The organism is Bifidobacterium rousetti, assembly GCF_008698235.1.
GTDB lineage: Bacteria > Actinomycetota > Actinomycetes > Actinomycetales > Bifidobacteriaceae > Bifidobacterium > Bifidobacterium rousetti.
On record NZ_PEBH01000012.1, the window covers coordinates 57,750 to 68,949 of the forward strand.

An 11,200-nucleotide genomic window follows, 5' to 3' on the forward strand; every position below is an offset into this window, starting at 1 on the left:
ATCATGATGAGCAACGCGCAATCGACGGCCGCCGCCGTCCCCGTGGTGAAGCGGCGTCGCAATCTGACGCCCCTGTGGCTGCTGACGCCCGCCGGCGTGATCATCATCGCGCTGGTCGTGGTGCCGTTGATCTTCTTGGTCTTCACGTCGTTCACGGACTTCAACCAGAAGACCCTGTTCACGGGCTCGTTCAACATCGTCGGGTTCGACCAGTACGAGAACGTGCTGACCGACCCGGAGTTCTACAAATCGCTGGCCCGCACGTTCGGGTTCGCGGCCGCCCTCGTGGCCGGCAGCGTGCTGATCGGCATGGGCGTGGCCCAGCTGATGACCAAATTGGGGCCGGTGATGCGCTGGCTGGTCACGTTCGTGCTGATCTTCGCGTGGGCCATGCCGAACGTGGCCTCGTCGGTGGTGTGGAAGTGGCTGTTCCAGCCGGGGTACGGCGTGGTCAACTGGCTGCTGACCCAGACCCATTTGTTCGGGGACGTGACGAACCTGTCGTGGACCGACAACACGTGGCTCGCGTTCCTGGAGATCTGGCTGCTGGTCGTCTGGCAAGCCGTCCCGTACATCGCGATCAACCTGTACGCGGCGACCACGCAGGTGGACAAGTCCTGCCTTGAGGCGGCCCAACTGGACGGCTGCTCGAAGCTGCGGTGCTACTGGCAGATCACCGTGCCGCTGATCAAGCCGAGCCTGATGGTTATCACGATGCTGTCGGTAATCTGGGACTTCAACGTGTTCAACCAGATCTGGCTCGTCTCCCAGGGAGGCCCCCGCGAGACGACCGCGACGATCGGCATCTTCACCTACAAGAAGGCGTTCGTGTCGTTCGACATCGGCACCGGCGCTGCCGCGAGCGTGCTTGTCACGCTCATCCTGCTCGCCCTGACGAGCGTGTACATCCGATACCTGCTCAAATCCGGGGAGGACCTGTGATGACCACCGCAACCATAACCTCTGCCGCGCCGCGCGCCAAGCGCAGCCTTTCCTCGCGGCTACGCCGCATCGGCACGATCGTGTTGGCCGTCGTGTTCTGCATCGTGTGGATCTTCCCGGTCTACTGGATGTTCGTCACGTCGATCAAGCCGCGCAACCAGATCATGACCGCCACGCCCGTGTTCTGGCCCGCGAAGCTGTCAATCGACAACTTCATGGTGGCCGTCACCCAGACCTCGTTCCTGACGAACCTGAAGAACAGCGTGATCGTGACCGCCGTGTCGATCGTCCTGTCGATCGTCCTCGCGTTCTTCGCGTGCGCGGCCCTGACTCTCTACCGGTTCCGCGGTCGCAAGGCAATCATGGTGTTCGTGCTGGCCATCCAGATGACCTCGGGCGGCATCATCCCGCAGTTCATCATCTTCAACCAGTTCGGCCTGCTCAACAAGTACAGCGGCCTGATCCTCGCGTACATCGCCATGGTCCTGCCGTTCGCGATCTGGAACATGCGCGGCTTCTTCCTGAACATCCCGAAGGACATCTTCGAGTCCGCTGCCGTCGAGGGGGCCAACGACTGGCAGATCCTGTGGAAGATCACCTTCCCCTTGGCCGCACCCGGCATCGTGTCCACGTCCGTGTTCGCGTTCATCAACGCCTGGAACGACTACATGACCGCTTACACGTTCATGAAGGATCAGGCGAAGTATACGCTGCCCGTGTGGCTCTCCTCGTTCTCCACGCCCACCATGGGCACCGACTTCGGCGGGCAGATGGCCGCATCCGTCATCTTCTCCCTGCCTGTCGTGATCTTCTTCATGATCATCCAACGCAACATCATGAAGGGCGTCACCACGGGAGCCGTCAAATAACCCAACTGAATCGATCGGCAGCATGTGCGGTGTCGGGACCATGTCCGCGAAATGGCCTCGACGCCGCACTGCCATCTCAGGGCCAAACGAACCTCACAACAATCCTTGGCGACATACTAAGAAAGGAACTTCCCATGAACGGCCAAACACCCCTGCAAGGATGGACCATCGTCCCCACGCCGCAAACCATGCAGCATAAAGCAGGCATCGCATTGCTGCCAATGTGCGGACGAATCAACGAAGCGCGCGCGGCCGGTGACGATCGGTACATACTCGCCGCACAACTCATCGACGACATCCGCGCAGCCACCGGATTGGAATGGGACATCGCGACGGGCGACCGCTGGCCGGGATTCATCACCCTGACCATACTTGACAATCCCCATGCACACCCGTCCGGCTCGTATACGCTCGACATCACCTCGGATGGCGTGACCGTCGTAGGCGCGGATTTCGAGGGCGTGCGCAACGGCGTGCAGACCCTGCGCCAGCTCATCCGCCAATGCGGCGCCGCCCTGCCCTGCCTGCACATCGAGGACCAGCCCGCCTTCGAAACGCGCGGCTACTATCTCGACGTGACCCGCGGGCGCGTCCCCACCCTCGACTGGCTCAAGACCTGGGCTGACAAACTCTGCCTCTACAGGTACAACCAGCTCCAGCTCTACGTCGAACACACCTTCGCGTTCGACGGGATGAGCGAGACCTGGCGCGGCAGCAGCCCGCTCACCCCGAAGGACATCCTCGAATTCGACGACTACTGCGCCGAACGTGGGCTAGAACTGGTCCCGTCGGTCTCCACGTTCGGGCATCTCTACATGGCCCTGCGCACGCAGTCCCTGCGCGACCTCGGCGAGTTCCCCGAGTCCGCCGACGAACCGTTCGGGTTCATCGACCGCATGCGCCACCACACATTGAACATCAGCGACGAACGCGCCTTCGCCCTGTCCACGAAACTCATCGACGACTACCTGCAGCTGTTCCGCTCCGACAAGTTCAACATCTGCGCCGACGAGACCTTCGACCTCGGCAAGGGCCACTCCAAGCCCCTCGCCGAGCGGATCGGCGTCGCCGCCATGTACGCCGACTACGTCACCCGCCTGTGCCGCCACCTCGAAACCCAAGGCAAACAACCGATGATGTGGGGCGACATCGCCCTCGAACACCCCGAAATCCTGGAACAGCTCCCCGAAGAAGTCATCCTGCTCAACTGGCAGTACGACCCGCAAGTCACCGACGAGAAAATCAGGACCGTCGCCGAATCCGGCGCCACGCAGATCGTGTGCCCGGCCGTATGGTGCTGGAACGCGCTCCTGCCGCGCATCGACGACGCCTGGAACAACATCACCCGCATGGCCCGCTACGGCGCGCAATACCAAGCGCAGGGCATGCTCGTCACCGACTGGGGCGACCTCGGCCACGTCAACGACCCGCGCATGGCCATCCCCGGCATGATCATCGGCGCACAGGAAGCCTGGAATCCGGGACGCGTCCCGGACGAGGCCGACATGCTCCGCCGCATCTCCCGACTCGAATACCACGACGCCAGCGGAGAACTGCTTGATATCCTTGCTCGCGCAAGCCATGCGGCCTGCTTCCAATGGAACCACCTGGTCACTTGGCTGGAACTTGATGACGGACAGGACGGCGTCAACACTGGGGTTCTGCAAACCATCCAGGGACTGCTCCCGGAAAACGAACGACCAGACGATGTGATCCGCACCCTCCAGAACGAAAGCCGGACACCGTCACTTGCAGAATCCCGACGGATACTGCTCCGCTATCTGAAGCACCACATCGCGCTCGGTGAAACCGCAGATCACCTTCTGCAGACCAGCGCTCGTCGAATCTCCGCGATCACCGCGACCGCAGGACCGCGAATCGCAGGAAACGCCGCTGCATTCCGCGTAGCCATCGAGGGGCAACGAACGCTGAACCGAGTTGGCCTCCGACTCGCGTCCGAGGCGGGGGTCACTGGCACTTTGCAATCATGCGAGGCGATTCAGCATGACGACGCGGCGAATCTTGCCGCAGCATTGGAGATCTGGATGGAGGCGTATGCGGCGCAATGGAGTATGACCAGCCGCGACTCCGAACTGCAAAGACTGCAGGAAGTCGTTTTCCGGGTTGCTGATCATCTGCGCTCGGCGAGCCGAGTGCAGAGCGTACTATGAGCAGCATCTGCCCCATGAGAGGAGTCCCCATGCCGTAGCCGCCCGATTCCGGGAACGACCAGCACCAGCAATTCATTGATGGTGCTGTCCAGACATGGTTCAAGACCACCAACACCATCAATCGGAACCAGAACGCTTCCAGCGCAACACCCACATCTAACCGTATTACGGATGATTGAGCAATGTACCTAGGGAAACGAATCAGAATCGCCATTGTCGATAACGACAAACTCACACTTGGCATGATGAAGCTAATGATCAAGCAGCTTCTGCCATTCGCTGAAATACATTGGACGGCGGCGAAGGGCAAAACGGCTATCGACAAATGCCTGGATAAGAAAACGCAGCCCGACGTACTGCTGGTGGACATGTCCTTGGAAGACATGACCGGCTATGAGGTATGCCGGGCCATCCGCTCCAAAACACCGCAAATCGTGCTGATCGGCATAACCGCTTTCTCCCTAGAGAGATACTACGTACAGGCTCTGGAGAACGGGGCAGCGTGTTTGATGGACAAGGCGCAGGTGCGTGATGTCTGTCAAGCCGTGTGCCTATTGGCCAACGGACAATCACCTCATGTGAAATACGAGTCATCGGAAACCGCGCAGGAAGCCTACGCGAGACTATCCATAGAGGACAGCCCCAAACGCCGGTATAAGAACCTCACCAGAAGAGAGGAAGAGGTCATGAATCTATGCGCGTTAGGATATACATCAAAGGAAATCGGAGTGAAGCTTGGCATAGGAGAACCAACCGTAAAGACATACATCAAGCGCGTAGTTGAGAAGATAGGCGCCAAGAACAGAACGCAGGCGGTAATTAAATGGCTCGAAAAGAAAGACGAGTAAAAAGCAGCAATAAAGCGCACAATGCTTTCATTCTCAATAACACCAAATATGTTCAACACTTACTTCCGGTCGTCAGTATTGTTATCACGATAACGGAAACATGGACTTATCCACCACGGGAAATAATAACTTGGCTATTGGTAATCATTCATATATCGATGATCGCGCTAATGGCCGTTCATCCGCTATTAGGCAGCAATCTGCTGTTGGGTGCATTTGTTTTCGGCTGTTTTATACCAGATACTAGCGGACCAAGTTTTCTGTGGGGAACTTGGTTGGCGCTTGCTTATATTGGACTATATGTCAAGCCACCATATGGAGCAATCTATCCGTTGACAGTTTCTGCCATTCGCATGTGGAGATTCAATCTAACAAAGACTCCGTTCGATGAATATGTCATGCTTTTGTTCATTATGTTTTTGGCATTTTTCATCGGAAGAGCGATATCTTGGAGAAATCTGGCGGATCAAGTAGAGAAGGATAAGCTTAAAGCAGAAAAGATTCAGCAGCATCTTTCAATGGTTAGAAAGGAAAATATTGCCGTCAGTAAGATACATGATTCGGTTAGCGGAAATCTAACATACATGGCAATAATGCTGGATAACAAATCAGCAAAACATGATTGCAACTTCAGCGAAGAAGAGATTTCAAATCTTCGATCAACGATTGTTAAAACATTGGAAGAAATACGAATTGCCATTAATGTAATGAACGGCAATGATGTTGCATTGCTAAATAATGTAGATATGCCGTATATCAGACGCCTTCAATCTATTGCCGAGCAAGGCGATAAATTTTTATCAATGCTGGGATTTTCTGGGAAAACCTATATACCTTCCGAGTTTTCAGAAAAAATCAGCAACGATTACTTTGATGAAGTAGAGTCTCTATTGCAAGAGCTATATACGAACACTGCCGCCCATGCGAAACCCAATAGCGATTATTATATCTCTATAAGTTGTAAAGATTTAATAATATCTATTGACCAGGTCAATGAAGTTTCAGCGGATAGCTTGTTCCCTGATAAACCCGTATCGGAAAATGGTTTAAAGCTGCATGAAAAACGCATACAATTGCTGGGTGGAACAACTAGAACTTCCTCAGAAGACGGCACATGGCAATTTCATGCACAAATTCCGCTGAGCTTATCCCACGATGTGACAGATCCAATTTATGGAATGAGGACAGGCCGGAAGCATTCGAACTGAATAGGTAGTAACGTCATATGCTTCCAATGAGATAACGTCGGCATTGCCTTCCGGCATTATTCCGATTGCTGTTAATGATACGATCAGCAACGCCGAGGTAATTACTTTCATGGTCATCCTTTCTGTGCCCGAAGTATCGCATAGATGCAATCGCATCATCTTGTTATTGGCGAGGCTTGTCATCTTTCGTATGACAACATCATGAGGTAATTGTTTATGCCATGCACACCGTCATGTCATTGAGCTGGTGTTGGTAACTGAGAAGACACCAGCACCAGCTTGTGTCATTCTTCCTTTGATATGGCGCTATGCGTCCATGAAATCCTGTGCAAGACGATCTACTATCCTGCTCTGATGTTCGGCGACGGTGAGTTGGTAATAACGTATGGCAACTTTCTCGCTTGTATGTCCCAGCTCGTTCATGACTTCGCGGAGTGTGCCTCCCCGCAACATCAACAATGTCGCATGGCTCGCCCGTAGCCCTTGGAACGTCAAATCAGGACGGCTGGCTTTTACGCGTGCCTTAGCGAATTGTTCCTCCAGCGTAGTTTGGGACATTATCTTCGCTCTTCGTGGGACGAATACCGGAGATTCTGGCAGTCCCATGTCGCAGTGATTGTGAAGGTGCTGGCGAATCATCGGCATGAGCGCGTCAGGTATATGCACATTCCTTATGCTTGATTCCGTTTTTGTCCGGCTGTATCGGATTTCTCCACGATCCGTACGGCCACGGTTCACGGAGCGTCGGACGTGCAACGTCTGACCATCTAGATCTATGTCCATGACACGCAAGCCGCAGAGCTCGCCGCATCGTAGTCCTCCGACCAAGGTTGAGAGGAAGACCGACAGTCTTGTGTATTCCGGCATGGCCTCTGCCAGTAGCATCAGTTCACGAGGAGTCACCGGAGGCGCGTCGATGCGGGAGGACCGGGGTGCTGGCGGTATGGGGAAAATGAATGGATTGAATTGAAGCAATGGCTCCGTCCCGTCCAATCCGGGCTTTGTCGCGGATTCGAGAATCGCCTTGAAGCGCATGCAGGAGCGACGGAATGCCCATTGCCCTTCTGGATGTGGTTTGTCATACCATGCCTTGATTTTCAGGGGTGTGATTTCCGAGAGGCGGAGCGACTCAAAATCCGTGATGAAATGCCGGATGTCTAATTTGAGGTTCCTGCGTGTCCCTCCGGCTATCTCTCCGCCATTCGGGAGCTTGTAGTTTGATTCCCATTGCGCCACATAATCGCGGAACAGGATATGACGCTGCTCCTGTTCCCTGAACTCCTTCAGCTTGTCTTTTTTTCGTTGAGTCGGGTGCTTCCATTCGGCTATGCCCTTATTGTGCAGATCTACCAGATGTTTCTCTTCTTCGAGCCATGTTCTGGCCTCTAGTTCCTGCCAGGGTTTGAACTGCCGTTGCACTCGTTTTCCCGGGGCAAGCGGGTTCGGGTAGCGAACTTGCCAGGCAATGATTCCTCCGTTTTCGTCAAAACGTGGTATGACCGTTCCCCATGCGCTTCGAGGCCTTGTTGTTTGGTTTTTCTTGGGACGCCTATTTCTGGGCATGAAATCCCCCTTGATAGCAAAAAGGCGCACCGTGTGTGCGCCTTTCGGGAGATTGAAGTCAAATGATGCCGGAGAGGAGGAGTTCGCCGTGTGTATGTCATCTTGAGATGACATACACACGCGAATGGCCTCTTTGAGGCCATTCATTGTCTATGCCGATAAGTTCTATCCGCATAAAACGAAAAGAGAAGCAGAAAATAAGAACTGTGATGACTGACGATTCTTGAGGTCTTACGGCAGATGCCAAATGAAGCACGCTCATGCGCATTAGGTCAGTATCGCGTCAGAGCGATATGCACGCAGACGCTCAATACTTCATCTTTGAATGTCGAGTATTTGGCCGTGCTCTGTCGCGAGGGAACAGGACGTTTTTTCGAACTACGTGATTCAGGATGGCATGCCCCGTATATGCAACTTGCTGACAGGTGCCCGTCACCATGTGGCGAGTGTTTCGATGGCGTCCAATCCGTCCTGACGGTGTGGTTCGTCGAGGTTGTCCCAGTAAGGTGAATCCTCGGTGAGCTGCTCGTGCAGGAGTTTGATGCGTTTGCGGTCGGTGCCGCTGTGCAGTCGTGCGAGCTCGGCATCAGGGTCCGGGATGAGGGATGCCAGCAGGGCGGCGTCGTAGAGGTGGCGTTCACCGTAGCCGGCGTGATCGGCACTATAGGCGGCACTCTTAAGTATCAATGCGCCGAGCAGGTCCGGGATACGGATTGTGACTTCGGTCCCGCTTTGGTCGTCGATGAGCCGGACCTGCATACTGCGTTCCACAGCCTGCGCGCCGCCCGGCATGGACAGTACCGGCGTGCCGGCGATGGTCGCGTCGTTGCCGAGGAATTTGGGCAGGTGGTCGGCGACCAGCAGGTCCACGATGTCGCCGTTCGGCGCGCTCATGCGGGTCGTGTATCCGGTCAGCGTGCCCGGCTGCGTCTGGAACCCGCGGGCAGTGAGGATGCCGCGCAGTCTGGCGATGCCGCGTCGGTCGGCCATGAGGTCGGCGAGTAGGTCGGCGTCGGTGGTGGGGCGTGCGGTCAATCCGCCCATGATGGCGTGCAGCTGGACCATGAGCCCGCCTGTGAGCAGCCATGATTCCGGGATGTTCGCCGCGGCGACCGCGTACACGGTGCTCCACGGATGGCCGGTGCTGGGGATGTGGATTGTGGGGATCATTCCTGATGCTCCTTGCGGTGGTGGTCTTCGATCAGCTGTTGGAGGGTTTTCAGGCCGGCGCGGCGTTCTCTCGGGTCGTTGGATTCGGCCAGGTCGGTCGCGCATACGCCGAGAGGCATTGATCCTTCGCCGGCGGGGAGATTGTCGGTGATGTGGAGTCGCACCCGGACGGGTGTCACACCTTGCTTCAACCGGCATTGTCGGACGATGTCATCCAGAGCGCTGGCGGTGACGTATCCTTCCACCATGTCCGTGGTGGTCAACTGGAATGAGTCCGCCAATGTGCCGGTGGCGGCGGAGGGACGAATGAGGGTTGCGACCTTGGCGAGGTTGGAATCCCTGCACCAGTATTCGACCGTCATCGCACGCCTGCGCGTGAGACGGGTCAGATTCTCCGCATCCATCCGTCTCAGGTATCCCTTGAGCCGGTATCGCTGTTGTCGGCCCAGCCATGGCGCGTCGAGACCGCTGAGCATGTATAGCGCCCCGAATGCCATGTCCGGTGAATACGGGCGCCCGTCCGCCCCCTGCCACTGTGCTTGGCGGCGTACGGAATCCTCCGTGACCAGCGAGCCGTCTCCCACGGGAAACGATTCAAGCCGGCCGGCAGCGCGAAGCGCGCTGACCCGTCGTTCGCTCACTCCGAGTCGGCGGGCGGCTTCCCGCCGTGTGAGCAGCGTCCGATTCGTTCTGATAGCCATACCTCTATTGTATACAGAACTATTCCATATTGGGAATAGTTCTGTATACATCGGACGGCAGGGCATCTCAATCCGTATTCGTCCATATGTGGTCATTGCGCTGCTTTGATGAAGTCTTCGGCGAGTTGGTTGACGATCTGGTTGCGGTGTCGGGCGACGATGCGCTGGTAGTGCTTGATGGCGACCTTCTCGCTGACGTGTCCGAGTTCGTCCATGACCTCCCTCAAGGTGCCGCCCTTGAGCATGAGCAGGGTCGCGTGACTCGCCCTCAGGGACTGGAAGGTCAGGTCGGGTCGGCCGGCTTTCTCCCTGGCTTTGCGGAACTGGGCCTCCAGGGTGGTCTGACTCATCACCGAGGCTCGTCTGGGGCGGAAGACCATGGCTTCCGGGTCCGTCCATTCGCAGTGCCTGAGCAGATGGTCGTGAATCAGGGGAACGAGACCGTCGGGGATGGGCACGGTGCGCCGGCTGGAGTCGGTCTTGGTCCTGGCGATGCGTGTCGAACCGCGATCCGCATAGCCCCTGTTGACGGAATGGCGCACGGTCAGGCGTTTGGCCTTCAGATCGATGTCCTTGACCTGCAGGCCGCACAGCTCGCCGCAACGGAGGCCTCCGACGAGCGTGGCGAGTATCACCGCCAGTCTCGTGTAGTCGGGCATGTTCTCCGCGATCAGCTTGAGTTCCAGCGGCGTGACCGGCGGAACGTCTTCCCTGGCGGATCGTGGCGCTGGCGGTATGGGCAGGATGAACGGGTTGTCGCGGATCAGCGGCGGGGAGCCGTCCATGCTCATCTTCGTGGCGCTGGCGAACGCCGCCTTCAGGCGCATGCATGAGCGACGGAACGCCCATTGCCCCTCGGGGTGCGGTGCGTCGTACCAGCGTTTGATGTCCTTCGGCGTGATCTCGGTCAGGAGCTTGCCTTTGAAGCCCGGCATGAAGTGCGCGATGTCGAGATACAGGTTCCGGCGCGTGCCGCCGGCTATCCTCTCGCCGTTCGGCAGCCGGTATCCCTCCGCCCATCGGGTCACGTAATCCTCGAACGAGATAAGGCTCGCGCGCTTCCTGCGGCGGCGTTCGGACGGATGGACCCATTCCTGGATGTTCTTGCGGTCCAGTTCCACCAGATGCCGCTCCTTTTCGAGCCACTGGTGCGCCTCGTGCTCCATGTCCGGCTTGAACTGGCGCTGGACCTTCTTGCCCGGTCGTTTCGGGTCCGGGTAGCGCACCTGCCAGGCGATGAGATTGCCCGCGGCGTCGTAGCGCGGCGTCACGGTGCCGAACCTGCTCCGCCGCTCCGGCGACGGCCCCATACTGTCCTTCTTCGTCCTTGCGGACATGATGATGCTCCTTGTGCTGAATCCAGGATCGATGGCACGCATAACGGCCTCGGAAAATGCCACCAAAAATGCCACCAAGTGGCCGAATGGGCTCTCGGCGAGCCATTGCACCTAAAAATGCACCTACGACACCTTAGGCCTTGCAATCATTGAGGTTTAGGATGATTCGATCACTCGTCACAGGTCGTTTCGACCATCAGCCGCATGAAGATGACGCTAAGGAGCAACACTGCTTGCGTGTCTACCGGAAGGAAGCGGGAATCGTTGCTATACTTAAGATTCAGATTGATAATAAGTAAATATACATTTGAAGGGGTAGTGCCCGGATTCTTGCGCACTTTGGTCTTCGCCCGGCTCTGCGACGATGATCAGTTCGCTGCCTGTACGGTCT

9 protein-coding genes are annotated in these 11,200 nt (G+C 56.9%); 5 read left to right on the forward strand and 4 right to left on the reverse strand.

Annotated features, from left to right (window positions below):
- Nucleotides 1-6 precede the first annotated feature (6 nt).
- From CSQ85_RS11415 to CSQ85_RS11435, 5 genes are all read left to right on the forward strand, one after another.
- Entirely contained in the window at nucleotides 7-942 is a 936-nt protein-coding gene (locus CSQ85_RS11415) for a carbohydrate ABC transporter permease (protein WP_044088999.1), read from the forward strand.
- The gene (locus CSQ85_RS11420) at nucleotides 942-1,811 is read left to right on the forward strand and encodes a carbohydrate ABC transporter permease (protein ID WP_055427641.1); all 870 of its coding nucleotides are present in this window, start codon (nucleotides 942-944) and stop codon (nucleotides 1,809-1,811) included. Before CSQ85_RS11415 ends, CSQ85_RS11420 begins: the two co-directional genes overlap by 1 nt.
- 134 nt (nucleotides 1,812-1,945) lie before the next feature.
- Nucleotides 1,946-3,982: a beta-N-acetylhexosaminidase gene (locus tag CSQ85_RS11425; protein WP_150381240.1), complete on the forward strand. Its 2,037-nt coding sequence runs from the start codon at nucleotides 1,946-1,948 to the stop codon at nucleotides 3,980-3,982.
- A 182-nt stretch (nucleotides 3,983-4,164) separates the two neighbouring features.
- A complete protein-coding gene (locus CSQ85_RS11430; protein WP_055427639.1) occupies nucleotides 4,165-4,830 on the forward strand; it encodes a response regulator transcription factor in 666 nt (221 codons plus the stop codon).
- A complete protein-coding gene (locus CSQ85_RS11435) occupies nucleotides 4,806-6,038 on the forward strand; it encodes a sensor histidine kinase (protein ID WP_190973026.1) in 1,233 nt (410 codons plus the stop codon). The genes CSQ85_RS11430 and CSQ85_RS11435 overlap by 25 nt, the downstream gene beginning before the upstream one ends.
- Before the next feature lie 306 nt (nucleotides 6,039-6,344).
- Here CSQ85_RS11435 and CSQ85_RS11440 read toward each other — a convergent pair whose 3' ends face one another.
- From CSQ85_RS11440 to CSQ85_RS11455, 4 genes are all read right to left on the reverse strand, one after another.
- The gene (locus CSQ85_RS11440) at nucleotides 6,345-7,748 is read right to left on the reverse strand and encodes a tyrosine-type recombinase/integrase (RefSeq protein ID WP_223846962.1); all 1,404 of its coding nucleotides are present in this window, start codon (nucleotides 7,746-7,748) and stop codon (nucleotides 6,345-6,347) included.
- 285 nt (nucleotides 7,749-8,033) lie between these two features.
- Nucleotides 8,034-8,771, reverse strand: coding sequence for a hypothetical protein (locus CSQ85_RS13450; RefSeq protein ID WP_223846963.1), 738 nt, complete (start codon nucleotides 8,769-8,771; stop codon nucleotides 8,034-8,036).
- Complete coding sequence (locus CSQ85_RS13455) at nucleotides 8,768-9,472, reverse strand: helix-turn-helix domain-containing protein (RefSeq protein ID WP_223846964.1); 705 nt, start codon at nucleotides 9,470-9,472, stop codon at nucleotides 8,768-8,770. Before CSQ85_RS13455 ends, CSQ85_RS13450 begins: the two co-directional genes overlap by 4 nt.
- Nucleotides 9,473-9,564: 92 nt before the next feature.
- Nucleotides 9,565-10,809: a tyrosine-type recombinase/integrase gene (locus CSQ85_RS11455; RefSeq protein WP_055427638.1), complete on the reverse strand. Its 1,245-nt coding sequence runs from the start codon at nucleotides 10,807-10,809 to the stop codon at nucleotides 9,565-9,567.
- Nucleotides 10,810-11,200: the final 391 nt, after the last annotated feature.

Excerpts from the sequence above, each read along its gene's own strand:
- CSQ85_RS11415 (WP_044088999.1), top strand. The coding sequence starts at position 7 with ATGAGCAACGCGCAATCGACGGCCGCCGCCGTCCCCGTGGTGAAGCGG.
- CSQ85_RS13450 (WP_223846963.1), bottom strand. The coding sequence starts at position 8,771 with ATGATCCCCACAATCCACATCCCCAGCACCGGCCATCCGTGGAGCACC.
- CSQ85_RS11455 (WP_055427638.1), bottom strand. The coding sequence starts at position 10,809 with ATGTCCGCAAGGACGAAGAAGGACAGTATGGGGCCGTCGCCGGAGCGG.
- CSQ85_RS13455 (WP_223846964.1), bottom strand. The coding sequence starts at position 9,472 with ATGGCTATCAGAACGAATCGGACGCTGCTCACACGGCGGGAAGCCGCC.
- CSQ85_RS11420 (WP_055427641.1), top strand. The coding sequence starts at position 942 with ATGACCACCGCAACCATAACCTCTGCCGCGCCGCGCGCCAAGCGCAGC.
- CSQ85_RS11430 (WP_055427639.1), top strand. The coding sequence starts at position 4,165 with ATGTACCTAGGGAAACGAATCAGAATCGCCATTGTCGATAACGACAAA.
- CSQ85_RS11435 (WP_190973026.1), top strand. The coding sequence starts at position 4,806 with ATGGCTCGAAAAGAAAGACGAGTAAAAAGCAGCAATAAAGCGCACAAT.
- CSQ85_RS11440 (WP_223846962.1), bottom strand. The coding sequence starts at position 7,748 with ATGAATGGCCTCAAAGAGGCCATTCGCGTGTGTATGTCATCTCAAGAT.
- CSQ85_RS11425 (WP_150381240.1), top strand. The coding sequence starts at position 1,946 with ATGAACGGCCAAACACCCCTGCAAGGATGGACCATCGTCCCCACGCCG.